We start from the raw sequence: 26,989 nt of genomic DNA on the forward strand, positions 1-26,989 counted from the left end.
AGTCTCTCAATATAGCTAAATGATACCGTTTGCACTCAAAATCCAACAATGAGGCGATGTTTGTATTTGATGTGAAATGTTAAGATGTTGTAATTAAAAAAACTCCGAATCCGCGGTTGTACGGATTCGGAGTTGCATGAGAAAGTTCTTATGCGGTAAATAAAGTCAAGTCGTTCCTCGTATTCTGTATGCGGCCAACGCAATATCTTTTACGTCTATCCGGCCGTCTCCGTTCAGATCGTACCGCGCCGTTGCCGCGTCGACGGCCATGCCGGCATGCTGCGCCACATCCGAAATATCCGCATCATTCAGCAGACCGTCCCGATTCGCATCTTCGGGCTCGTAGACGCCTGCCGCCCATACCCTGTCCTGTCCGACAGGGAAGAATCCGCCCGTAATATGCGCATCGTCCGCAAGCAGCAGACTGCGGCCGTCAAGTCGAACGGAGGCGCTTGGGTCGCCGTTCAGCGCCGTCAAATGAAGGATAGCAGCTTCCCCGTCCGAACGGATGCTCCTCGCCCCTGTCAGCGTCAACACCAGCTCAATGCGTCCGGGCACCGTCTCCCGATAGAACAGTTCGCCGTCGCGGAACAAGCTGCCGGCAACGACGCCGTCCCAATGAAATACAGCCGGATCGTAATGAATCGTCGCCTTAAGCGCGTACAGCGAATTCGCTTGATCGGTCAGCAGCGCCATTGACGCCTGCCGGCCCGTCACAAGCTCCGAATCCCCTTCCAGGCTCAAAGAACCTGGATGTACAGGGGCATTCGCTCTGGCAATCTGAATTTTTTTGAGCTCGGTGGCTTCCGCGTAATAAATATTGCCGTCTTCGCCCAGCTCGAATAATGGCGTGATCACCGGCAAAGAACGATGCTCCATCGTCGCGGTATCCACTATGGTCAATTGGCCGTGCAGATCGGTATAAAGCAGGCCGTCGCTTCCCCAGCGCATATGAATGGGCCGCCATTTCCCGTATTCGGTCACGCCCGGATAAATGACTTTGCTTTTCGCCACTTCCAGCGTATCCGGATCAAGCGCAAAAATAATGCCGTCGGCAGCCGCCCACAATAAACCGTCCGGCCCAAAGGTCAGGCCGCTTATCATGATGGGGGCTTTCAAAGCGCCCGGAATGTCCGGCTCGAATTCGGAGATTTTGCCCCCGCCTTCGACATCCCAGACAAACATCTTGGCCGATGTCTCGGTAGGCGTGCTGCCCTGGCCGCCATGAATCGAACTGGAGCCGTAAATTTTGCCGTCGCGATAGGCTAGGCCTACGATGCTTTGATTATTGACCACATGGCGATACACGTCCGTTTGCAAGGATAACGTGTCATGAACCACCAATGCGCCGCCAAGCTTGCCGTAATCCGGAATCGTTCCGACAAACAGCTTGGTCCCGTAAGATTCCATCACATAAGGACGATCTTGCTCATTCCCGATATGAAAGGTCAAGCGAGGATTCTGATCCGGCTGCGACGCCTCCGTCTGAAGCGGCTTGGTTGTATCCCATTCATGGACGTAGGCTCCCGGATAAACGCCGAAATAAACGCGGTTGCCGAGTACGCCCATGCTTTCCGCCTGCCCCATCGGGAAGGAAAACGACGAGGCTGTCGCCGGATCGTAGCGCACCCCGGTAGAGGACATGAACGCCCCCATATAAAGAGCTCCGTCAGGACCTTTCTCCAGCGAATGAATTTCGATCGGTTCTCCCTGTACGACAACCGGAAGTTGGCCGGAGCGTCCCGATTGCGGATTCAGCTTGGCAACCGTTCCATTGTATTGAATGGAGACAAGCGTTGAACCATCCGCCGGCGGATCTCCCGGAAAACTCACCCATCCTGTATGGCGCAAGCCGACGGAATAGGATATTCCGGTAGTCTGGACGGTTCCGGTCGTCAGATCGAAGGACGCAAGCATGCCGTCCCAGACAAAATACGTTTTCCCGTCGTAGACAGCCGACATATGCAGCCCTTTGACGCCGGTATAAACATCATTCAGCCATTGTCCGTTTATCAAGTCGTATATAATCAGACTGTCAATGCCGTTCCCGTACAAATAAGCAAACAAATAATCTCCTCTTGCATCGAGGCCGTACACAAACGGATATTCGGCTACACCTTCCAAAACGGGCAAGGCAAGCTCCTCTTTGGCTCCCGTGGCGGGATTCAGTTGGATAATGGCGCCGTTCGGTCCAATTCCGGCGTACACTTTGCCGTTATAGTAGGCGATGGACCGCGCGATCTGATTGCCCGGCACCATGGAGCCGTAATCGGTAAACTGCGAGGTTGCAGGATCGTATCGGAACACCTTGCCGCTAGGCGATGTCCCCCCGTATACGCGTCCTCCCTCGTCGATCTCGATATCGTAAATAAGCGATTCGCTGGCAATGGCTACGCCGAGATCCGTCAACTGCCCGGTAGACGGCGAGTAGCGGAACAGCTTGGATGTGGCCGCAATATAGACGTTGCCGCTCTGGTCCACGGCATGTGACCAGGCATTGACGCTTCCGTTTAATGGAAACGACTTCAGCAGAGCATTATTGTGCAGATCCACCACGTTGAATACGGCCGGATCGCCCGAAACGGTCGTATACATAACCGCAATCCCGTTTTCATAGCCGTATGCGGCATCCAAGGTGGCCACATTCTGCACGGGCGAGCCCAAGCTTTCCGGCTCTCCGAAACGGAGATCCGCGATGGCGGTCGCCGATGCCGCCACAGGGACAACATCTTCCTCGGCTTGCCAGGTTGCGCCTGCAGCCGCTTCGTCCTCGTCCATCCATTTGTACGCAATGGTTTCCATATCCGCTCTGTCGATGACTCCGTCTCCGTTTACATCAAGATGACGCGTTTGATCCGTCAAGGCGGCCCCTGCCCGCTTCGCCGTCATCATCAGATCTGTCTGATCGATCCGATCGTCCCGATTGACATCCGCCGGATCGCCGATGACCTCAATTCTGATCGTCTGATCGCTTGGCAGCGTATAGATACGTCCGGTTTGACCGGCATCGCTTTTGCCCAGCGTGGAGCTTTCGGACAATGTCAGTTCCCCTCTCCCCTGACGAACGGCTTTGAAACGGATTTCCGCTACGCCGCCGTCTCCATTGACCGCATTGCCCGTGTCTGCCGACGCATGGACGACGAGCTGACCCGGCGCAGACGTATCCAATGAGCTTGCGCCCGTGTCGAAGGGGGCGGTGAAATTCACGTCCACGACCTCGAACCGACTCGAATCGTAGCCGACAATGGCATTGACAGTCTGCAGCTGCGCGGCATAACGTACGCCAAGCGATACTGTCAACGTCTCCTCGGACTGCAGGACGGGATCCGCTTCAATCGCAAGAACACCCGGTATAGCCTGCTCCTGTGCAAACCTGCCGGTTATGCTGAAATCGTCGTAATAAGACTTAGCCATCCACAGGGGAGATATCGAGGCGAAGATACGGACATACGCCGCGTTTGCAGGTGCTTGCCCCGAAACTTTCACCTGTTGCCAGGCCCCAAGGCCTGTCTGCTTGTGGTCGACAATATCGCCGACGCCGTTGCCGCCAGCATCAAAAAAACGCATATAAAAGCTGGATCGTCCCGATTCGATAAATAACATGCCGGTCGCTGTGTAGGTCTCGAGCGGCTTAACCTGAATCGGCACGCTGCCGACGGCAACCGTCTCCGTCGTGGAGCCGTCCGTCAATTGGAGACTCCGGCTTCCGTTGTAGCTCCTCTCATCGCTTACGGAAGCCGTCACGCCGGCAGTCAATGGCTGCAGAAGGGTCCATTGGCTGGCGCTTCCATCCGGCTCGCTTTCTTCAAAGCTTGAATTAGGCAAGTCATAGATTCCAAACACAAGATCGTCCGATACCGGATCTGCACTCGCCGTTAAATCACTGTTGGCGAACGGCCACAACACCATCAACGCAGCCATTGCCGCCATTAATCGCCTGCTCCAGTTTCTTCTTGTCACGCTGCGTCTCCCCCTTTCTCTGCCGCTTGATCGAGAATATCCAGCATATTGGCGAAAATAACCGCCGCCTCGGAGCGTGTAAGCTTAGCGGAAGGCCGGAAAAGGACGCTCTCCGCATCGTCAATCAATCCAAGCGCCTTGGCCTGGTGTACGGCCGACCTGGCCCAGTCCGCAATCCGATCTTCGTCCTTGAACGACTTCTCTTCGAACTCCGGCGCCATCCCCGATATGGCATAAGCTCTCATCATCATGACTGCCATCTGCTCTCTGCTGACCGCTTCATCCGGAGCGAATCGCCCATTGTAACCCTGAATAATTCCCGCTTTATGCGCCGCCGCCACATAGTCGGCATGCCACTGACCGGTATGGACGTCGGCGAAACTGTTCGAATACGGCTCCCGCTGCAGCCCGAACACAAGCGTAATCATTTTGGCGAATTGCGCCCTTGTCATGACGTCGTCCGGTGCGAATCTGGATTCGCTTTTGCCTTCCATCAGTTGAAGGCGACTCAACCGTTCAATCGCTTGGCGCGTCTGTTTATTGACATGGCCGATGTCCCGATACGGCATGTCATATCGCAATATGGCGTATTGACGATAGGCAACCGTCTCCAGACGGAACATGTTTTTCGTACTGTCGTTTTTCGCGTTCGCCATATAACGCCATCGTCCCGTCTGCTCGTCCCGAGCGTACAGACCAAGCTTGTCTGCGCTTTCTTCGCTGAAGCCGGTCAGTTGAAAGCGGATTCCGATATTGTAATCATCCATTAACTTAATGAACGGTTCGGAGAACGTCACGGTTTCCCCCAAGATAACGGCATCAATCAGCAAATCATTATGCGGAGCGATTGCCAGCCGGTGGCGTTGCGCCTCCTGGCGAAGCTCCCGAACCGTTTCGAGCCTTTCCCGCACAAGCTCGGGCAGCTTCGCCGCGTCCTTCCATTGCTCCGCCGATATCGAAAGCAGCCAGTCGGCAAGCTTGTCTATTACGGACGGCAATTCGGTTGCGGCAGAGTCGGCAATGACAACCTGGCGATCCGACAGCAGCTTGATCAACTGCTGCGCAGAATCGACTGAATAAGGCTGCGTCTGCCATTGGGTCAGAAATTGCTTGTCCAGTACCTTCCCGAATGGCCCCGGATTAACGGCGGAACCGTTCGTCGGCTCCGTAATGCTCAGAGTAATGCTCCCTTCCACCGTTAGCGGAATTTCCTTCATGTCCTTGTACCCGAATTCGTTGAAGCCCTGTTCGGAGCTGACGGCTGCCGCGCTGACCAGCCGTATCTCCCCGGTTCCCGCTTGTTTGGACACGAATTCGAATGAAGCCAGCGTAACGCTTGGCTTGTGTTCTGCATCCCGAATATCTTTTCGAATCAACGGGTAATAGTTAATGCCAGACTGGCCGAACCATTCGTTCCCGCCTCCGAAGAACTCATAATCCTCCGACATAGAAAACCCTTTCATTTCGAACTTGGCGCGATCATACGCCAGTTGAAATTCAATCCCGTACAAATCGCTGACATCCTTCGCCTTGATCTCGACGGTATAGGATTCCCCCACTTTAACAGCAGAGCTTTCTCCGGTAAGCGTAACCAACGTATTTCCGTCCCCTTCGGCATGCGCAACCGTAAACCACATACACAACGCGATGAACACCGTCATAACCACAGCAAATTTTGTTCGCAACCCGAACACACTCTCCTTTCATTCGTCTGTTAATTCTCCGTTAGCGGACAACTTGAACGATTGCCGGACGTATTCGTCCGCTTGTAGAAAGTGTACCGCTGCTATTCGGTTACCAACAATATAGCGATGTTAGGATTTCAACTGATATGTTAAGATGTTTGAACTGCGGCAAGGAAAAACCGCTCAAACGTCAAAATTCAGGATTTTGACGTTTGAGCGGTTTCCGTTTTCCTTTTGCGATATCGTTTATTCCGCAGTCGGTCCAAACAGTTCCTTATGGCATAAGGATCTCACCAGTGCCAATTCTTCCTCTTCCAATTCCATATTGATGTATCCGCCTGTAGTGGTTTTCTGAAATTCATATTTGACGACGCGTTCTTCGTTGTTATCCTGCATATAAACAACCCGAAGCGATACCCCTTCGTCATGATAAAGCTCGTCATCTTCCTCCACTTCCAGCTCCAGCACAAACTCATACCGTTCGCCGGGCAATATGTTAAACGGGTCCTTTAATTTCTCCACCGTGTAGGATGTCACAGTAAACACGGGCCATCAACTCCTTCTATCGTTATAGATTCACGTCGCCAATAGCAAAGGGCAGCCCGATGCCTCCTTCCGAAGACCCGGACTGCCCGTCCCCCTTCTACTCTTCTAGGGGCTTTGATGGCTAACCATTTTTTGATTACTCCGCGCTCAGCGTCTCCGTCAGCGGAGGAACGATCTGGGATTTGCGGGACACGACGCCCTTAAGCAACGCTTTGTTGTCGCTCAGCGACACGTTGAACGCCTTCTCTACGCTGCTTGCCTTGGAGCCCAGCGCAAGACCGATAGAATCGTTGTTGAGAATATCGGTTACGACGAGCAGGAACAGGTCCAGCCCTTTGGAAGCGATAATGCCGTTAAGCGCTTCTTCCAGCTCCACCTGACGGCTCAGCACGTCGTTCGTGTCAACCGCGTTCACTTGCGCGATCTCTACCTTGTAGCTGCCCATGGAAAATTCCTTGGCGTCGATAGAGATTAGCTGCTCGATCGTCTTGTCGCTCAGGTCAGCGCCAGCTTTGAGCATGTCCAAACCGTAAGCATCAGCGTCTACGCCCGCGATTGCAGCCAGCTCGCGAGCCGCCGCAACGTCTTGCTCCGTGCAAGTCGGGGATTTGAACAGCAGGGAGTCGGAGATGATTGCAGAAAGCATAAGGCCCGCGATTTCCTTGCGGATCTCGACGCCGTTCTCCTTGTACAGCTTGTTCAGGATCGTCGCCGTGCAGCCAACCGGCTCAGCGCGGAAGTACAGAGGACCCGCCGTCTCGAAGTTGGCGATACGGTGATGGTCGATCACTTCCACGACGCGTACTTTGTCGATATCGTTGGCGCTTTGTTGGCGCTCGTTATGGTCAACCAGAATAACGTCCTTGGCTTCGTCAGCTACGTTTTCGACCAGGCGAGGAGCCTCGATGCCGAAATAGTTGAGCGCGTATTGCGTCTCGCCGTTGACTTCGCCAAGGCGTATTGCTTCAACGTCCGCGCCAAGCTTGCTCTTAAGCTCTGCATAGGCTATTGCCGAAGTAATCGTGTCCGTGTCCGGATTTTTGTGTCCGAAGATTAACGTTTTTGCCATGATTCAAACTCCCTTAATCGTTATTGATCCGCTGGCTGAGGACTCCGCCTCCGCGCCGGACCTGTGAGAAACGTTCTCCACTAATTTCGATTATAACCTTAAGTCCACCGTATTCCTATACCTTTACACCGAATTATGCAAAAAAGTAGTGACCGTATACATAAGTGCGAGTTCAAAAAGTTCGATTTTCAGTACCGAGAAGGTTGAATGAAGATAGGGAATGAGGAGCGGAGCGTAGTGAAGCTACGTGAGCACCGGAAGTCCCTGATGAATTCAAGATTCGATGTCGATATACTTCTTGGACTACTTCATAATCAAAATTGGACTTTTTGAACAACCTCTATAAGCATACGGTCAACCTGCGTCCAGCGCCTCTGCTAGACGGTAAATCGCTTGTTCAAATAATCCAGCTCGGTGGATATATGGCGCAGCATCTCAGCAGATGACGCCACCTCGTCCATCGAGGCGATCTGCTCGCCGGAGCTTGCGGCGATACCCTGGAAGTGAATGGCCGCATGGCGCGAAATTCGTTCCATCTCCTCGACGGAAGCCGCTACTTCCTCTGACTCGGCGGTTACTTCCTGCGATGCCGCGGATACCTCCTGCAGCTGCTGGTTGACCAACTCCAGCCCATCCGCAATCGCATAAAACGCTTGGCCGGCTTCTTGCACGATATCGAGGCCGGAACGAACCTTGTCCGTATTGCCCTCCATCTCCGAGGCAAGCCTCATCGTCTCTTCCTGCGTAGAAGCGATCAGCTCCCCGATCTGAACGGCGAAGGTCTGGGACTGCGCAGCCAGCTTGCGCACCTGCTCCGCGACGACTGCGAAGCCCCGGCCCTGTTCGCCGGCATGAGCGGCTTCGATCGCAGCATTAAGCGCGAGCAGATTCGTCTGTGAGGCAATATCCGCCATAACGGAAGTAATCTCGCCGATCTCGATCGAACGAGTTTCAAGCCGCTTCATGGACTCGAACATCCGGTCCGCTGCCGTGCCGATCGCGTTCATTTCCGTTAGCGCGGACCCTATAAGTACGCGCCCCCTGTCGGAATGCAGCTTCGTCTCCAGCGCCGCGTCGGAGACGATCGACGCCGACTCCGTTATCCGCGACATGCTGCGGGCGACGCCCTCTACCGCTCTTGTCATATCGGACGCTCGGCTTACCTGCGTCTGAGCGCCGCTCGAGGCATCGCCGATGCTTGCCGCGATCCCCTTGCTCGCTTCGCTTGTCGATTTGGCATGCCGCGACACATCCTCCGAAGCCATCAGCAGCCGGTGCGAGCTGTCTCGCATATTGCGGATGGATGTCCGCGTACTTGCGACAAGCTGCTGAAAGGTTTGTGCCAATATGCCGACCTCGTCCTTGCGCGTTACCTTGATGTCGACGGTCATATCGCCTTCTCTCACCTTCGCGACTGACGAAGTCAACCGCTTGAGCGGACGGGTCAGATAGCTCGCGAGCGCAATGACCAACAGAATGCCCGCAACTACGATGGCCACGGCGATGTAGATCGTCGTCCGGGTGTTGGCGGACATTAGCGCGAACACATTCGTCGCATCAAAATCGGCGCCGACGACCCCGATCAGGCTGCCGCTATTATCCATGAGAGGCACATAAGCGGTAATCGTTGCGCCATACTCGTCGTCAGACAAATCTCCGATTACGGACTCGCCGGACTCGAACGCGGAGATCATGCCGGGATATTCATTTTCTTCCCTTGTTCCGATCGGTGAGAAGTCATCTTCTGCTACATCTGCCGGCGCACCGTCCACCATATAATAGTAGTAGTTTCCCCCGTTTTCTTCGCCTTTCGCAAGCGTATACAGATATTTAAGTCCGTTCGCCTCTCTGAGCTTATTAAGCGACTCTCTCAGCTCCCAATAATATTCGCTCTCCCCGCCTTCCGGCGTTAATTCCGCGTAACTGGCAGGATCGATCGTTTTCGCCGCGCTCTCCGCCACGAGCTGCGCCTGCGCGCCGAGCGAATTCTCGACCAGATTCATGGATGAGCGATAGATAGTAAAGCCAAGCACGGCAACCGCCGCAAAGATAAGGCATGAGAAAAACAAGACCATTCTCGTAAGTAAAGAATTCAAAGCCTGGTGCCCCTTCCCCGAATATACGATTATCTGACACTATCTTACAGGATTCGATCCGGGTTGCGCTACTGAAACTTGCAGAATGGAACGCTTTTCGCTATCTATTGGCGATGCTATGCAGTCGCTTATCCGCTCGGAACGCGTTGTACAGTAATAGGGGCCTGATCAGTTGTTCCATATGAAGCTCTGTAACGGATAGTACTAACGGCTACCTTGGGATATAATGCAAACAAAATCATCACGCCGACCAGTGAAGCTACACAGGCGGGGAAAAACGTCAAATAGTCCCCCACCATGTAGGATGGAGGCTGTTTGACGTTTACGATACTCCGGCGGGCTCTGTAACCCGATTTTTTCGGGTTACAGCAATCGAAGTTGCTCCGACGAGCTCTGTAACCCAATTTTTTCGGGTTACAGCACCTGAAGAATGAATGTTTGTCATTCTGTTTCTGTGTTTTGTCATTCCGTTTCCGGTTATGGCGTGCTTTCCATCAAACGAACCAGCAGCGTTACCGCCTCTGCGCGGGACAGCGGGGAAAGCGGATGAAATGCGTTGTTCGTTTGCCCTAGCAGCAAACCGCGCTCCCTTGCCGCTTCGACGGCCCCTTTACTCCAGGCCGGAATAAGTCCGTCGTCGGCAAAGTCCGTCCGCTCGGTCGGCTCAAGCTTCAGAGCCAGAGCACGCGCAACAATGACCGCAACCTCCGCGCGACTGACAGGATCATTGGGACGCAAGGTACCGTCCGAATAACCGGTAATCCAGCCGGCCTCTACCGCCCGCAGCAATGCGGAACGAGCCCACTCGCCAGCCTTATCCAGATCGGCAAAGGTTCCGCTCGCTTCTTTTCCTTTGCTCTTGATCGTCCGCTGCAGCATGACAACAAATTCCGCCCGGGTCACTTGCCGATCCGGTCTAAAGGACCCGTCCGCGTAACCATCGATAATTCCTTTCTCCCGCGCCGAAACAATAGCTTGATAAGCCCAGTGCTGGCCGACGTCAAGGAAGTCGCGCTGACCGCTCGTGGAGGGATTCGACTGCTCCGAATCCTTATTACCCGGTTCCTCCGACGGGTCTGTCTCCTCGGAAGGGTCTGTTTCCTTCGGATCGTTTTGTCCCGAACCGCCGCTAACAGGAATATATACGTATTCGCTTCCGCCGTCTTGCTTGATATGGCTGGCCGACAGCTCGAAAGTAGCGAACTTCACCACTCGTCCAAGGGGATCCAGCTCATAGGCCGCGATATGTTTGCCGGAAGCCGCCGCGCCGATTTCGATTCCAGCCGGGGAGGCAGCGGGAGCCTCCGTTGCATGCTCTACATTCCCTCCGACGGACGGTACAGGAACGGCTTCGTCTTCTAGCGATACGGCAAGAGTGTTCCCGTTCGCTATTAGTGCCGATATCCGGGTGGTGCCCGTCGCCGTACCCGGAGCAACCGTTACAGCCAGTTCCGGCGTCAAGAGAATCGTTACTGTTGCAATGTTGGAATCCAGATTGCCGTCGTTCGCCCGGAATGTAAACGTATCCGAACCCGTTGCCGCCGTGTCTGGCGTGTAGGTAAACGCGCCGGTAGCCGCGTCGACGATCGTAACGGTTCCTTTCTGTCCATTAGAAACGATGGAATACGTAAGCGAACCATTTTCATGATCTGTCGCTTGCAACATGCCGACGGCAGCATGGTTTTGCAGCACGTTCATTGTTTGATTAAGCGCTGCGGGAGCGTAATCGTCGGGCTCTTGGTCGATGGCGAACAATTTGCCCTCGCCTGGCAGGAAGTCGCCTGCGCGCAGTACGCCGGTTAAGTAGTTATAGTCCGCTCCAACATCCACTCCGCTGGCCTTTGATACCTCCGTCACCTTCCCAGGGGCGGTCGACAATGTAAAGGTGCCGGATTGGCCTCCTTCTTCGTTGCGGTTGACGACCATTACATACTTGCGATCGTTCTCGTCCCGAAAGTAGGAAATAATCCATGGCTGCTGCGCATCCGCAGGCTGCCAGAAAAACTCTCCCGGCAACGCATTCGTCTTCGCCGGAGCTGCGCCCGTATGATACACCGCCAGCGACTGCAGCCTGTTCAACGTATCCCCCAGCCCAAGCACTTCCGCATTTAGCTCCTGCGCCCAATAGTAGGATGGATTCCGATTGCCGTTGGGATCGATAATGGAGCCGTTAAAGCCGTCATAAACCGGATGCCAATACGTAAAATAAATCAAGCCTTTTGAGCCGTAAGCCAGATTGGTATAGATGTTGTGGCGAAGATCGTCTTTGCTTGGCGATCTCAGCCAATTGCCAATGCCGACGGACTGCACAAACGTCCAAAAATCAATTTCGCCGGCCAAGGATTGTCGCCGTACAATTTCCAAATTGTTATAATACTCATCCGATACGGTGCCGTCGGAATAATACGGATAATAATCGTGCAGCATGACATCGGGATCGGCTCTAACCCAGCGGTAGACGTAATCCTCATAGGAAAAAGGTTCGACGTCCAGATTAAAGGCATGCCAGAAATCGGATGTCAAGGCATTGCCGCCAGAATAGGCTTGACCGCCGGCATACCATTCCACGCCCGGTGCGGATCGCCATACGCCAAAAAAATTGTCATGACCGCCGTTGTGCGTCAGCTCCATATAATAGGAAGCGTTAGGTTGAACCTCCGCGTTAAGCTCAAAGGTCTGATGCAGCGATTGCGACGTAGGCGCGCCAAGCGTAGCCTGCGCCAACTGCTGGCCTTTGCTCACAGAATCGTACAACGTCAAAGTGACAGCTTCCCCCGGTCCCCATTGATCGTAAGGAATCGCCCATTGCACGGTTCTAATTTCATCTTCGTATGCTTTGGTTGTAAAGGTCTGTCCTACCGGAGTGGAGGTGCTAAGAACCGAACCGTCGCGATTCAACTCCATGCCGGTCAAGCTGACGTCCGCGTCGCTGGGCCACAGGTTGACCAGGGACATGGCGTCGGTGTCCAGTCCGCGCAGCGTCCTAACCATGTTGCCGAGCTGCGGCATCAAAGTGGAGTTCGGCTCGTCATAAAGGTTGTAGCCCATCAGAGCGGGATGATCGCCATAATCGTCCACGATCTGCTGCAGGGTTTCGAGCGACGGCTGGCCTCCGTTTTTGAAAGCGGATTCGGAAAACAGCACCTTAAATGCCAGATCGCTGCCCGTCTCCAGTACACCGTTGCTGTAGGCGTCGCCATCCGCATACGGATTCAAGTCGCTAAGCCGAAGTGAAGCGCTTACCGGATTGTCGCTCGTTAGCTCCATATAATATTGCGTCCCCATCTGCACGCGCGTCAGCAGCCAAAATACCGTAGGTTCGGCGGCGGGAGAAGCCGGCGTAACAAGCGAGGCCGATGCAATCGTCGTTCCTTTGGCCGGGCCGTCGTACAAGGTCAACGTCAAGTTCGTATTGGCCGGCCACGTCGACTGGTCGATATCGAGCGTAGCATAATTGAGTCCCCAATCCGTGCCCCGATTCGGAGCATAGAAAGTTTGGCCCCACGATTGCGACTGGCTGACCGCAACGCTTCCTTCTCCCTCGTTCTGTTCGACGGTTGGTTCGTCCCAGGCAAAGCGCGCATCGGATACCAAAATCTGCAGTCCGTTCGCCTCCGCCAAATCCAGCGCGTTGTGATTTACATCGTAATAATGATTGCTGTTGCCGCCTACGATAAAGTTGACGTTCATGCCGGCAATATCCTCGTATGTCGCCTGATTCGTATGGATGGGAGCCGGAGGATTAAATATTCCGATATGAAAAGGATGGGTCGGCGGGTTCGTGCCGCCTGAATCTTGGGATGTCTGTCCCTCGGCAAAGCCGTAGGGCATCATCGAAACAAACATGGCCGATGCCGCGGTTGCGGCAACAAGCTTGCGCAGCTTGGAATAACGGATCATAAATGTAACAACTCCCTTTCAAGTGGTTGTTGAAAAAAACTTTATCCTCGGATTTCTAACGGTCACGAGAGACGCTTACAGCGCCAAGTGGACGGTATTCCGCCACTTTTGACGCGCTAATGCTCTGATTTGACCGTTAGAATCGTGATGACGGAAAAAAAATATCTAAGGCGCTCGTGGCCGTTAGAATTCCCGCGGCCGGGTCATTAAACTGAAGTCAACGATCTATCGCCTAGAAGCACAACGAAACTTTATTGCCTTGCGCGAGGATAAACATGGAACCGGAAGTCGCATGGACATCGTCTGCAGCTATTGCGACCGCGCTATCCTGCGTCTTCATTAGGTCGTCCTCAGCTGATGCTAACTTGCAGTCCTTCGTCTCCAATGGATCGTCGATCAACATAGCCCCATTTACGTCCACGCCGTAGGACATGCCTTCGTACATATACTTGATCCGATCAGCCGAGTAATGGATCTCGGCCGTGGCGTTGCCCCAAACCAGCTGCAAGCCCCAGTCCGGGAAGTCCGACCGAATCGTAATCGACCGTTCCTCCATGGCAATCGCCATCTCCGTTCCGTCCGCGAGGATCAGCGCCAGCGCCAATCGGTCGCAGTCGGCTTCGACTCGTTCGAGTCTATCCACTTCCGCAGGCGAAAACTCGCCGTTCCCGTTTCGTACGACCGGCACAATGCCGGGCCGGACTTGCCCGTCCGTCCATCTGCCGGCGTCCATGACCGGCAACGTATCGTACCAACATTCCTCGGTCTCGCACACATCCCGCAGATAACGCTCCTCGTAGTTTTCGTCGAACAGATGGACGTCGCGCAAACAAAATTTTGACCCATCCTTTAGAAGATTGACCCGGTAGAACCGGCTGCAATACCAGAGCGACTGCTTGCCAGAATTTCGCCAGTCCTTGAGCGCGATAATCGACGAAGCCGGCGTAACCGGATACGTTTCCTTGAACCACGCCCCCGACTCCGCCAACGTTTCTACCCGTACCCGTTCCTCTCGCTGCCAGTCTGCTAGCAAAGCAATCTGATCGATCAAGCCGGCCGATATACGCTCCCAACCGAATGAATTCTCCTGACCGATCTGCGTGTAGCCGAAGGAAAGCTGCGGCACGCCAAAGCTGGTGTCGAAAAACCAACGCACCCACTCCGGATTGCCTCCTCCTCCCTCTGCTCCCGTATAGACGGGCTCAAGCGTAATGACGGATTGACCATAACCGTAATCGGCAGCGTCATATTGGTAGATAGGATCGCTGCCGAGCATTCGGAACACGGGCACGGGAATTTGCCCCTTTGCAGTCTGGGCTGGCATAAATCCGTTTAGGCGGCTTGGATAATACGCCTGGTTGTAGTAACCGCCCCAGAGCGTGTAACCATCGGTGCCCCATTGATCCTTGCAGTTACAGGAGGCGACGATGCCATATCGATCGGACAAATGGCCAAGCAGATGCGCGTCCATAAACCAGGAGCCCGCTGACCGCGGGTAATAGCCGAATTGCCGGTGGAATTCCTCCATGAACAAGTCCGCCAACAATACGCGCTCATCCGGCGTATAGCCGATCGAAAACCCGACATTCGCATGCCAATCCCACGGATAGCGGCCATGCCAGGCCAGGCCGGCCCGATCGGTCAGCGGCTGCACGACTTCAAACCAGATGCCGATTTCATGCCGGTCGTCCAACTCCTTCAATACGTCCGTAAACTGCGGATCGATCAAAGCATCATATTGAATAAGCCAGGTTGCCGGCAGTTCGTATTGATTGACCAGCGCAATTTCCCGTTTCAGCGTATCAAGCAGATCGATTGGCAGCCGGGGCTCGACGCCCCGGACAAAGTTAATAATATTGACGCGATTGTTGGCGTTGTTCATCGTTTTCGCTCCTAATAATGTTGAATTAGCGGCCCACTGCCTCCGCTTTGTCGCTAAATACGTTGCGCGGCATCGATCGCGTTACCTCAATTTTCACCTGGCCGGCAGGCGTCGCCATGTAAGCCGCATATTGCTCGTTAAACTCGGCGATTGTTTCTTCGTCGTGGCCGCGCACCTTCATCTCGTTCAGGAATTGATTGTATACTTGCTCGAATTCCGCCTCCGACTTGGCCAGCAGCAGCTTGGCATAATATTGCAGGCGAATGTCGGTTTGAACCGGGGTATACTTCTCAACCATCCCGCCGACAAGCGCTTTTGTACGGAAAGTCGCCGGCAGCAAGCCGAATGTCCCTTGCTCCTGATTGATTTGCTCCGCCTTGTACAACATGGCGTTGGTAGCAATCCATGGAGCTTCGAGAGTCGGAATATGCGTGCTAAGCGTACTGCCCAGTTGCTTCCACCAGAAAAAACCTTTTTCCGTCACATTGGTCATGCCTTCGCCGCCCCAGAATTCCGGTCCCTGGAACACATCCTGATTAACGACAACTACGCCGTCCTCCATCTTGTAAGCGCCCATCGATTCCTGGCCGTATTCCATCAGAATAAATGCCTCCGGCGTTTGCAGCCAATCCAGCCCCTTCATCAGAGCGTCCGGATTTTTGGTGTCTTTGCCGACACCGGTTCCCAAGCCTCCGAATGGGTTAAAGTTTGCGTATTGGGCGGGCTTGATATTGTCGACGGTCGGCAGCTTGACCGGCACGAACCAGCCTTCCGGGAAACCTTGCTTCTCCAGCTCGCTATAGGTAATGGAAGATGGCAAATTATTGTTAGCCAAAATCGTTGCGTTCGGGCTATCCCAGCCGTTGGAGATCATGGCGCTAAAACGCAAGGAATTCGTTTTTTCCAGGAACAGATCGCGTTTGTGGAAAGCCGTTTCCGGATCTAGCAATCCTTGCAGATGCATCTTGTTCAGCCATTGAAAGCCGCGTTTGAAACCTTCGGTCCGATAGTCGGGTACTTGCGTGCCGTCACCGCCCTCGTTCCAAGCCGCCACGCCGAACATCGACATGACATATTCCAGGCCGGCAAAGTTTTCTCCGCCGAGCGACAACGGAATAAGATCGCGGCCTTGCGAATCCTTTAATTGCTTAACGGCCGTCAGGTAAGCCTCAAAACCTTCTATTGTGCCAAGGCTGTCCACGTTAAGACCCGCCTTCTCCGCAAGACCGCTCTGAATCCACAATCCCTGCGCGTTGCCCTGCCATGCCGAAGGCTCCTCCGGCTTCGGCTCGTAGCCCATCGGTACAAAATAAATATGGCCATCGGTCGCGCGCCAGTTGTCGATGATGCGCTTGTCGATTTTCGCCAGATTCGGATATTCGTCAGGCTGATTAAAATAATCGTCGAGCGGCAGCAATCGGTCTTCGTCAATCAGTCTGGACCAGATCGGGCTCTCTGGACTCAAGATAATTGCATTCGGGAAATTTCCGCCGACCAGCTTCAAGTTGACCTGCTGGGCAATATCGCTGCCGTTGCCAATCTCGATTTTTTCAAATTCGATGCCCATCTTTGCCAATACTTCTTTAGTAACGGGGCCGTTAAGGTCAATCGGCGTCGTTTGATGCGGATGATAAAGCGTATACTTTTCTTTGACGGCCGGCGCGCTGCTTTCCTGTTCCTTGGGCTCGGCGGTGGCATTGCCCGTCGCAGGGCTATTGTTGGAAGTACATGCGGCCATAAGCGAGATGACAAGTCCAAACACAATGCTTTTAAGCAAATATTGTTGTGCGCGTTTTCTCATGTCTGCGTCCCCTTTACGTAATCTTCTTTATATAATCGGCATCATCCGGAGCAAACCTAGCGCGACAATGCTGCGGGCCCTGCATCATTATCATAGTGGCTCCCCGGCTATCCGGCTATACCATTGGCGATTGTCTTGCATGCAGCACTTGTTACCCTTACTCTTTCACAGAACCGATCAATACACCTTTGACAAAATAACGCTGCAAAAACGGGTACACGAGCAAGATGGGCAGCGTTGTCAGCATAATCGTCGCCATGCGGACCGACTTGGTCGTTACGGCAGCCGGATTGTACATGCTTGCCTCGCGAGCTGCATTTATCTGGCTGGCGCTGATCATATTGGACGCCTCCACCGAGCTCATCACGCGCTGCAAATAGGTAGGCAGCGGCTGCAAGTTGATGTCTTGGACGTAGAACGTGCCGGTAAACCAGTCATTCCAGTGGCCAACTGCCGTAAACAATCCCAGGGCGGCCAGCAGCGGCATCGAAAACGGCAATATTAGCGTAAAATAAATCCGCACATAGCCTGCGCCGTCAATTTTCATCGATTCCACGACCGTTTCCGGGATGTTGCTTCGGAATGACGTGCGCATGACAAGCATGTTCCATACGCTAAACAAGCTCGGAAAAATGTAAACCCAAAACGAGTTAATTAGATTTAAATCAATCAATTGGATATAGAAAGGGATAAGTCCCCCGCTAAACAGCATGATGAGCAGAAAAAAAAGCGTAATCGGCCTGCGGCCCGGCAGCTCCGAGCGCGACAACGCATAAGCGACCATGGAGGTGACCAGCAAAGAACCTACCGTGCCGATGACCGTCCGCAGCACGCTGATCCAGAAGGCGCCCGCGATAATGCTGTTGGACAGCACCACGATATAGTTGCCCAACGTAAATTCGCGCGGCCACCAATAAATCCCGCCCATCATGGCATCTTGCCCCTCGTTGAACGACAGCACCAGAATGTACCACATGGGATAAGCGCACAGGAACGAAAAGAGCAGCATGCAAAACGTGTTCACGACTGTAAATGTGCGATTGCCAAACGTCTGACCGAGTCCTCGGCGTCCTTCTACCATATGCCTTCTCCTCCCGCCCGTTTTGACAAATAGTTGCTGCCCAGCAGCAAGGCGGTAGCCATGACGCTGGTTACGAGCCCGATTGCGGTTGTCATCGAATATTGAGCTTGGCCGATGCCCAGCCGCAATATATACGTATCGATTACCTCGGCCACTCCAATGTTGGCCGGATTAATCATCGGATAAATCTGGTCGATGCCTGCGCTGAGCAGACTCGGGATCTGCAAAATAAAAACGATGGAGATAATCGGCAAAATGCATGGGAGCGTAATGCTCCACATCTGGCGCCAACGGCCTGCTCCATCCATCGAAGCGGCTTCGTACAATGCCGGATTGATGCCGGCAATCGCTGCCAGATACAGGATCGTGCCCCAGCCCAGCTCCTTCCACATGCCGCTCAGCAGAAATATCGGCCTGAACCATGCTTCGGAGCCCATAAAGGGAACCGGCTGCAAGCCGATGCTTCTGAGCATCGAATTGGCCCCGCCGCTGTCCAGCGACAGAAAGGCATCCAAAAACCCGATAACGACAATCCAGGAAATGAAATGCGGCAAATAGCTCATCGTTTGGACAAACCGCTTGAAGGCAAAGGACCGGATCTCGTTAATAAGCAGCGCAAAAAGAATCGTTGTTGGAAAAACCAGCGCCAATCTCAGCCCCGTGAGCAGAAACGTATTGCCGGTCGCCCGCCAGAAATCGGCGCTCGCCGCAAATTCCTTAAAGTTCTGCAACCCCACCCAGGGACTGCCCCAGACGCCTTCTCTGAAGCCGTAATCCTTGAAGGCGATCTGCAATCCCAGCAGCGGAATGTAATTGAACAAAATAACCAGCACGATTCCGGGAATAAGGAAGAAGTAAAGTGGCAGCAGCGCTTTCCACCTTATCCAAGACCATTTCACCACATGTTTTCCTCCTTGATGCGAAAGTTGATTCATGAACCTGAAATAAGTATAGTCAACAAACGTAAACGCTCTCAATAATCGATTGGCATGAAAAGTGCTGCTTTCGCACGAAGTTGCTTTTCTAAAATCAAGTAGAAACGGCTGCGTCGTCCTTCGGCGGCACAGCGCGTTTCATTGCGAGAAATAGAGAGAAAGTATGGCAGCTCCAGCCTGCCGAGCGGGGGGACGAACGGACTCGTATAGCGGGAAATATAGCGGGTAAACCCGCGTAAAATGCGACTTTGGCTGTAGAACGCCGCCTTACAATCCGAACTATTCGGGTTGCAGCTTCAAAAGCAGCTCCGCATCGCCCTGCAACCCGATTTTTTCGGGTTGCAACTCCGAAAGTAGCTCCGCAACGGGAACAAATGTGTATGAAAAAATGAGTACAATGCGTCGTTGTCGGGGGCACGAGGGCAAATGTGTATGAAAAAACGAGTACAATGCGTCGTTGGCGGGGGTACGAGGGCAATTGTGTATGAAAAAACGAGTACAATGCGTAGTTGGCGGGGGAGCGAGGGCAAATGTGTATGAAAAAACGAGTACAATGCGTCGTTGGCGGGGGTACGAGGGCATATGTGTATGAAAAACCGAGTACAATGCGTCGTTGGCGGGGGGACAAGGGCATATGTGTATGAAAAACCGAGTACATTGCCACGTTTGCGGAGGGACGAGGGCATATGTGTATGAAAAACCGAGCACAATGCGACGTTGGCGGGACACGAGGGCAATTGTGTATAAAAACCGAGTACAATGCGACGTTGGCGGGGGCACGAGAGCAAATGTGTATGAAAAACCGAGTACATTGAGTCGACAAAAAACCGCCGCCCCCCTCTACGACATCCAATTGCTGGATAGAAACGCTCCAGCGATTGAGATACCCTTTATGAGAAGCTGGCGGTTAAGATGCCCCTTGCGAAAGAAGGGCGATTCAATGGCGCGAGAGCCGTTATTCGTTGTCCGGCATACTTTGAAATTGCCGGTAGTCTTTGGGCGTAAAGCCGGTCATGCGTTTGAACAGATTGGAGAAATGGCCGAAATTTTGATAACCGACCCGCTCCGCCACCTCGTACAGCTTTAAATCGGGAGCGAGCAGCAATTCCTTGGCGCGGGCAACTCTTATTGTGACCAGTTGATCGGTAAAGGAGGTGCCGAGCTCCGAACGCAGCAGCGCGCCCAGATAGTTGGGACTCAAATAAACGGCGTCGGCCACGGACCGCAGACTGAGGTTGTTCATGTAGTTGTCGTTCATGTAGTCGATCGCGCGCTGGACAATGCTTTGAGCATGGCTGCGCTTGCGATCGCCGATCAGCTGATCCCAGTTATACAGCGGTCCTTTCACCCCGAGCTTTCGCTGATTGACAGCACTTACTGCGTGGCGGTAGCTGTTTGCCAGTTCGGACGGCGAAGCGGCGTCCCCGCCGATGCCGATGGCAATGCCGGGCACTCCGGCTTCCCTCAGCGACTCCGCAAACCGCTCCAACGCGTTCCCGAACCATCCGTCCCGCATCCCTGCGCGCACGATAAAAGCCATTTGCTGCCGGGCAGTCATCACATGAGCTTCCACCTGTCCGTCAAACGCCATCTGCGCGCAATCGCCGATTACCTTCGCCCACTCCCCATCATCCTCGGAGCAAACCGCAACGATGACCGCGCGGGGGGCTGCATCCGCAAACAAACCATGCTGCGCCGCTTGCGTTTCCAGCGAGTGGTCCTCATCCTCGTTCAGCAAGCCGTGCAACAAATCGTCCAAGAAGCTTGCGCGCTCCTTGTATGCGTACCCCTGCAGCTTCGCCTGCAACTGCCGCTCCTGTTCCAGCCCGTCGGCAATTTGAAGCAGCACCTGCTCCAGACGCGCGAAATCGATCGGCTTGACCAGGAAGGCCTCGACACCAATATCGAGCGCCGTCTTCGCATATTCGAACTGTTCGTAGCCGGTCACCATGACTACCTTCAGCTTCGGATTCCTATGCCTCATGTCCGCCGCCAGCTCCAGACCGCTGCTGCCCATCAGCCGAATATCGGTGATGAGCACATCCGGCGTTTCGAATTGCTTCAGCGCCTGTTCCGCGTCCTCCGCTTCGCCAATGACGTTCATCCTCAGCTCCTGCCATCCCACATGTTTGATAATCGATTGCCGTTGGCGAATCTCGTCGTCCACAACTAACACCTTGATCATGTCGTCGCCCCCTCTGGTTGAATGTTCGGCTGCGGTATTCTCAAACTTACGACCGTTCCTTGTTCAGGCTCGCTTGCGACCGTCATTTCGAAGCCGACTCCGTAGAAGCGAGTGAGCCGCTCCCGGACGTTGTACAATCCGAATCCTCCTCCGCTCTCTTGCATCGGCGGGTTCATCAAATCTTGGAGCTGAGCCTCATTCATCCCTTTGCCGTCGTCTTCGATGCGAATAAACAGGAAGCGCTCCGCAAGTTTTGCGGATATCGTTATTTCCCCTCTGCCCCCACGATGAGTAAAGGCGTGCATCAGTGCATTTTCTACGATGGGCTGCAATGTAATTTTTACGATCTCGCAAGGGAGCGTCGCCTCGTCAATATCGTAACGAACCGTCACCTTGCCCGGATAACGCCACTCGTGGATGTCGAGGTAAGCCTGAATATGCTCCAGTTCCTCGCGAAGCAGGAGCACATCGCGTCCCTGATTAAGCGCCAGTCGAAAAAACTTGGCAAGCGCGTCCACCGTTCCGCTGATCTCCGCCGATCCAACATCCATGGCCATGCTTTTAACCAGAGCTAACGTATTATACAAGAAATGGGGATTGATCTGCGCTTGCAAAAGCCGCAACTTCTCCGTCTCGGCGGCGCTTCTGGCCGCAGCGTTTTCCAGCATTGACGTTTCCAGTTGCCGGGACATCTGGTTAAACGTCTCCTCGACATCGCCCAATTCATCCTTGCCATTGATTCTGACCGTCAGGCCAAGCGTTCCTTCCCTTACTTTGCGCATGCTGCGAATCAGCACATTAAGTCGGTTCGTAATTCGTTTTCCGAAGCTGATCAAAACAACAAGCGTCAACACAACGAACAGGATGCTTGCGGCTATCGCGGCTTGCCTGACGAGCTGCAGTCTCTCCCATAACGCCTCCTGGCTGACAATCGTTATGATTTTCCATCCAAGCGATGTCGTTTGATAGACGATCAGATGGTTTTTGCCGTCAATGCGCTCGGTATAGGAGCCGGATTTACTGCTGTAAGAATCGTTTAAATACGTTAAATCGGCTATGGAATCCCCGGTTTTGAGCCCTCTGTAGTCAATCAGCGCCTTGCCGTTTTGATCCGCGATGACGATCCAGCTATCTTCGAATTCCAGCGGATTGGCGAGATTTTCGAACAGCGCCTGTGTTGTCACTTCATAATCGATAATGCCGTAATCATCGTTACTCATGTAATCGACAAGCCACTTGCCGATATGAAAGGCCGGTTGGGGATTGTCCGCATCAAAGTACCAGTAGAAGGGCTGACGGGATTCGGACATTGCCGCAGTCCAGGGAAGGCGATCGGCCCTCTCCAGGTTAAAAACAGCGCCGCCATCCTCGCGAAGCGTCGGGTTGCTTTTGTAGAAACGAATCGTTTTGATGGGGAAATAGGAGCGGACGCGGCTGATCGAAGCGTTAATCTGCTGCAAGGCAAACACTTCGTCCTGCAGCTCCGAATACGTCTGCGTCAGGGAAGCCGAGAGTCTTGGATCCACAGCCATCTGCATCAGCATGTTCTGATAACCCGTCACCCGATATTGTACGTTCTCGTGCAATTGATCCACTACTTTACCCAGCATGTCCCTCGTTTCGCGCTGCGCAAGCGGCAGCGTAATGGAGAACAAACTAATGCCTGCCACGAGCACGGGAACGATTAGAAACACGATTAATACAATAATCAATTTTTGCAGCAATCTGATCTGAGACCACATCTACGATCACCCTACCCCTTGCCTTCAATCGGTTAAGCGCATTGTAAACGCTCGCAGAATCGTCGTCAAGACATCCGGCGAGCCGGGGCTTCGCGCAGGACCGCATTAAACTCGGCTACGGATAAAGGTTATTAAGAGTTTGATTCAAAACGGATTGCCGGTACTGGTGCGGCGACGTGCCCGTTTTCTTTTTGAACAAACGGTGGAAAAATTTCATATCTTTGTAGCCGGATAAATAAGCGATTTCCTGCACCTGGAACTCCGTATGCCGGAGCAGCTCGCAACTCTTTTCGATGCGCAAATTCTGAATGTATTCGACGATCGTTTGCCCCGTGGCACGTTTAAACAGACGCTGCAAGTAGGGAATGCTGAGCGATACGAGGCCGGCGAGAGTTCGCAGCGCGATCGGCTCTTGGTAATGTACCGCGATATGTTCGAATACCGGCGACAGCTGGCGCAAGGATAGAGACTCCTCGCCGCCCTTATCGTTACGGTGCATCGAGATCAGCAGTTGCATCAGCAGACTAAGCAGCGCCGCCTCCGTTCCTGGAAGACGCAAGACATGTTCTCGATACAGGCTTTGCATTAGTGTGCGATATTCGTCATTGCGATCGGAGAACGAGGCATAACCTCTCTCCCCCCTTGTCGTCTGTGAGAAGACTTCATCCTGTGCAGGAAATGCAATTCCTAAGCGCTCGATCAATTCAGGCGCGAACAGGCAATTGTATACGATAAGCTCGTTGCCGTTCCGTTCGGTGAGCGGGCGATACACATGGGCGGTACCCGTCGGAATAATAAACAGATCGCCCCGCTTCACTTCCAGGCTATCTTCGGCAATATAGTGCATGCCCCGTCCTTCGGCAACAAAATTGATCTCGACAAAGTCGTGGCAATGGAGCGGCAAGGAAAAAGCCTCCTTCTCCCGATTGACATGCAGCGGGAACTGATCCTCATTCCAGTAAATGTTTCCCTGCAAGACAGGGTGAGATCGAGGCTCTTTCATTTTGAACACTCCCCAGTGAAGGTATTGTAGTATGTAATCCACCTATAAATATAGCATAACAGCCCCTGTCGCGGATCAACTCTCTGGGCTACGATAGCAGAAACGACACTTGATGCAATCGCAAAGGAGAGAGTGACATGGCGCTCATACATCACCTGCACGTCGACGGACAAGATTCCCCAACCGGTATAGACGTGACCGATCTTCAAATATCCTGGCAACTGGATTACGCGCGAGGGGAGGCGCAGCCTGTTGCAGCCCAGCTCCTCTTAGCTACGCGGCGAGATCTGCTTTCCCCCGGCCAAACCGATATCTGGGACAGCGGCATGATGACCGGACGGCTGACAGATTGCCGATATGGCGGGCCAGAGCTGCAAGACTGCACCCGTTATTGGTGGAAGGTACTCGCCAGAGACGTGAAAGGGGATGTCATCGCATCGGAACCCGCCACTTTCCTGACTGGTCTGAACGATGCGGAAGCTTGGCGCGCTCAGTGGATCTGGAAACCGGGCGAATTGCAAATCAACGATTTTGCCTATTTCCGCAAAGATATCGAGCTGCGAGGGCCAATCCGCCAGGCGCTGCTGTTTGCTTCGGCTCATCATGCCATGCGCCTGTTCATCGACGGAAGCCGAATCGGCGGCTATGGCTCCCCCGCGCCGACCAATCCGGAACAGCGCAAGCTGTATACGGCCTATGAGGTAACCTCGTCTCTTCGTCCCGGCAAAGTATGTCTGGCTGCGATTGCCCACTATTTGGGAGGCGGCGGTCAAAACTATGTCGACGGCTTGCCCGGCTTCCGCCTGCAGCTCGAAGTGATCTACGAAGACGGCTCAAGCGAAACATTCGGTACGGACGAATCTTGGCAGATCGTACAGGAAATTCCGCATGCTTGCGGAACCCCCTACCAGCAAAACAGGCGCGTATCCGCCATCGAAGATTATGATGCCCGCAAGCTGGATCCGGCGTGGAACCGGACGAACTTTGCCGCAGAAGCATGCCAGCAGGCCGTGCCGTCGGGGATTCCGGCTCATCGCTGGCCGATGAAGCGGCAGCGCCTGCAGGAAGGCGCCGAAGCGGAGCTGATTGTGCCTACCCTCGTCAAGCAAGCGTTGACGCCGGGGGATGACGGAGCGCCGGAGACGCTTCGGCAAGTGTTCGACGCCGGTCAAATCCTGTCGGGCTGGCCGCGGATTACGCTGTCCGGCATCTCGGGAGCGACAATTCGGCTGCGGTACTCGGAGGACCTGGATGAGCATGGCTTTGTCAAACATCATGTAAGCAACGAAACATCCCATCATTATTACGATCAATACACGATGCGCGGCGATGAATTGGAAATCTGGCAGCCGGATTTCTCTTACAAGGCGTTTCGATATATCGAGGTGACAGGTTATCCCGAAACGATTCGGCCGGGAGAGCAGTTGTCGCTTGTGCTCGCTTATACGGGAATGGCCGAGCTCGGCTCGTTCGACTCGTCCGACGAGCTTCTGAACAAGTTGTACGCCGCCTGCATCCGCACGCAGAAAAACAATGTGCTGGGCCAAATCGTCGATTGTCCGCATCGCGAGCAGGCGCAATATCTCGCCGATTCTGATCTTCAGGCGGAGACGCTGCTCTACAATTTCGATGCCAGGGCAGCACTGGAAAAGGTGCTTACTGATTTCGCAGGAGGGCAGCTGGATGACGGAACCTTCCCGTTTGTCTATCCGACGAACTACGATAAGCCGGACTTCAAGCTGCAAATTCCCGAATGGGATCTGCACTTCTGCTCCCTGCTCTGGAAACTGTACATGCATACCGGCGACGATCGCCTGATCGTAAGGTATTACGATACAGCCAGACGCATGGTCGACTACTATCTCGGCATTCGCGACACAAATTCCGGCCTTGTCCCGCTCGACAAAGGCTGGCATATCAGCGATTGGCCGTATCCGTCCGTCGATCACGGCTCCAATTCGCTGGAGCAGGAGAACAGCTCCGCACCGTTTGCGGTGCAAAATATGAAGCTGCATCTGGGAGTCGACGTCCTGTCGCGGATGGCCGGCCTTATCGGCCGGGACTGGGATGCCGCGCATTACGATGCCGAGGCGCGTCTGCTGCGGGAAGCGATAGTCGAAAGTTTGTATGATTCGGCTGCCCGCCGGTTCCGCTCCGGCCTCGGTACCGGCCAGATCCATCAAGGCATCAACGCGCTTGCCTTGCATCTCGGACTTGCGCCAGCCGGCGACGCCGCCGATATCGTCGATTATATCGCGAACTCCCCGTGGGAAAGCCGCACGGTATTGTCGCTGCCGCTGCTGCGGGCACTCTTTGAGAATGGACAAGGCGAGGCCGCATATCGGCTGATAAGCAAAGAAAGTTATCCCGGCTGGGGTTATATGATCAGTCAAGGGGCACCTACCATGTGGGAAGGCTGGGACGATATCGAATCGCATTGCCACGCATGGAACGGTTATCCGGCCAGGATGCTCCAGGAATACGTGGTGGGCATACGTTCGATGGCGCCTGGCTTCGCAGAAGCCGAGATCGCGCCTTTTATGCCGGAAGGTCTCTCGCACGCGAGTGCTGCCATCTCCACACCGTTGGGCGCCTTGTCCGCCGGGTGGGAGCGAGGAACGCAAGAGTCGCCTAATGAGTATAGGCTGACGCTTCATGTGCCGACAGCCATGAAGGCCAAGCTTGTATTGCCAATGTTCAAGCCAGATGGAAGCTCCAATGCCGTCTTGCTGGAATCGGAGCAAACACTATGGGCCAACGGTACAGCATGCGGACTTACGACAGGCGTCCGTGGAATCGAATATGTGAACGGATGCCTGGAGGTTCAAATCGAATCCGGAACTTATGATTTCGTTATGAAGGGCGTATAACTTAAATTCATATACTCGCAGCGTCATCCGGTCAACCAATGACCGGATGATTGCTGCAGCAGAACAGCCAGCCCGGCGTCCGGGCTGGCTGTCTTTATTATAGGCTTGATGAAGCTACATATTCAGCACCGACTTCAACAAGCGAGTTTATTGGGGCGCTGGCAGCCGTGGATGAGCGATTGTGTATGAAAAAGCGAGTTCATTGGGGCGCTGGCAGCCGTGGATGAGCGATTG

At 54.0% G+C, this 26,989-nt stretch carries 14 protein-coding genes; 1 reads left to right on the forward strand and 13 read right to left on the reverse strand.

The annotated features are described in order from the left end of the window. Positions 1 to 165: 165 nt before the first annotated feature. The 13 genes from H7F31_RS27945 to H7F31_RS28005 all read right to left on the reverse strand — a co-directional run bounded on the left by H7F31_RS27945 (position 166) and on the right by H7F31_RS28005 (position 23,885). Positions 166 to 3,960, reverse strand: a complete 3,795-nt coding sequence (locus H7F31_RS27945; protein WP_187101463.1) for a cohesin domain-containing protein — start codon at positions 3,958 to 3,960, stop codon at positions 166 to 168. Next, the gene (locus H7F31_RS27950; RefSeq protein WP_187101464.1) at positions 3,957 to 5,645 is read right to left on the reverse strand and encodes an S-layer homology domain-containing protein; all 1,689 of its coding nucleotides are present in this window, start codon (positions 5,643 to 5,645) and stop codon (positions 3,957 to 3,959) included. The genes H7F31_RS27945 and H7F31_RS27950 overlap by 4 nt, the downstream gene beginning before the upstream one ends. 246 nt (positions 5,646 to 5,891) lie before the next feature. Then, the gene (locus tag H7F31_RS27955) at positions 5,892 to 6,191 is read right to left on the reverse strand and encodes a DUF6509 family protein (protein WP_187101465.1); all 300 of its coding nucleotides are present in this window, start codon (positions 6,189 to 6,191) and stop codon (positions 5,892 to 5,894) included. Positions 6,192 to 6,327: 136 nt separating this feature from the next. Further along, entirely contained in the window at positions 6,328 to 7,260 is a 933-nt protein-coding gene (locus H7F31_RS27960; RefSeq protein WP_187101466.1) for a manganese-dependent inorganic pyrophosphatase, read from the reverse strand. A 377-nt stretch (positions 7,261 to 7,637) separates the two neighbouring features. Continuing rightward, positions 7,638 to 9,356 carry a methyl-accepting chemotaxis protein gene (locus H7F31_RS27965; protein ID WP_187101467.1) on the reverse strand — a complete coding sequence of 573 codons (1,719 nt, stop codon included), beginning with the start codon at positions 9,354 to 9,356 and terminating at the stop codon, positions 7,638 to 7,640. A gap of 477 nt (positions 9,357 to 9,833) precedes the next feature. Further along, positions 9,834 to 13,256: an S-layer homology domain-containing protein gene (locus tag H7F31_RS27970; RefSeq protein ID WP_187101468.1), complete on the reverse strand. Its 3,423-nt coding sequence runs from the start codon at positions 13,254 to 13,256 to the stop codon at positions 9,834 to 9,836. A 232-nt stretch (positions 13,257 to 13,488) separates the two neighbouring features. Next, positions 13,489 to 15,138 carry a hypothetical protein gene (locus H7F31_RS27975; protein WP_187101469.1) on the reverse strand — a complete coding sequence of 550 codons (1,650 nt, stop codon included), beginning with the start codon at positions 15,136 to 15,138 and terminating at the stop codon, positions 13,489 to 13,491. 25 nt (positions 15,139 to 15,163) lie between these two features. Further along, positions 15,164 to 16,939 carry a type 2 periplasmic-binding domain-containing protein gene (locus tag H7F31_RS27980; protein WP_187101470.1) on the reverse strand — a complete coding sequence of 592 codons (1,776 nt, stop codon included), beginning with the start codon at positions 16,937 to 16,939 and terminating at the stop codon, positions 15,164 to 15,166. A gap of 157 nt (positions 16,940 to 17,096) precedes the next feature. Beyond that, positions 17,097 to 18,020, reverse strand: coding sequence for a carbohydrate ABC transporter permease (locus H7F31_RS27985; protein WP_187101471.1), 924 nt, complete (start codon positions 18,018 to 18,020; stop codon positions 17,097 to 17,099). Further along, entirely contained in the window at positions 18,014 to 18,922 is a 909-nt protein-coding gene (locus tag H7F31_RS27990) for an ABC transporter permease (RefSeq protein ID WP_258235106.1), read from the reverse strand. The genes H7F31_RS27985 and H7F31_RS27990 overlap by 7 nt, the downstream gene beginning before the upstream one ends. Before the next feature lie 988 nt (positions 18,923 to 19,910). Further along, on the reverse strand, positions 19,911 to 21,140 hold the full coding sequence (locus H7F31_RS27995) for a response regulator (RefSeq protein WP_187101472.1): 1,230 nt from the start codon (positions 21,138 to 21,140) through the stop codon (positions 19,911 to 19,913). Then, positions 21,137 to 22,882 carry a sensor histidine kinase gene (locus tag H7F31_RS28000; RefSeq protein WP_187101473.1) on the reverse strand — a complete coding sequence of 582 codons (1,746 nt, stop codon included), beginning with the start codon at positions 22,880 to 22,882 and terminating at the stop codon, positions 21,137 to 21,139. The genes H7F31_RS27995 and H7F31_RS28000 overlap by 4 nt, the downstream gene beginning before the upstream one ends. A gap of 115 nt (positions 22,883 to 22,997) precedes the next feature. Further along, on the reverse strand, positions 22,998 to 23,885 hold the full coding sequence (locus H7F31_RS28005) for an AraC family transcriptional regulator (protein ID WP_187101474.1): 888 nt from the start codon (positions 23,883 to 23,885) through the stop codon (positions 22,998 to 23,000). Positions 23,886 to 24,022: 137 nt separating this feature from the next. Between H7F31_RS28005 and H7F31_RS28010 the strand changes: the two genes are divergently transcribed. Continuing rightward, on the forward strand, positions 24,023 to 26,755 hold the full coding sequence (locus tag H7F31_RS28010) for an alpha-L-rhamnosidase (protein ID WP_187101475.1): 2,733 nt from the start codon (positions 24,023 to 24,025) through the stop codon (positions 26,753 to 26,755). Positions 26,756 to 26,989 lie beyond the last annotated feature (234 nt).

The sequence above is a fragment of the Paenibacillus sp. PAMC21692 genome, assembly GCF_014303795.1.
Classification (GTDB): Bacteria; Bacillota; Bacilli; order Paenibacillales; family Paenibacillaceae; genus Pristimantibacillus; species Pristimantibacillus agaridevorans.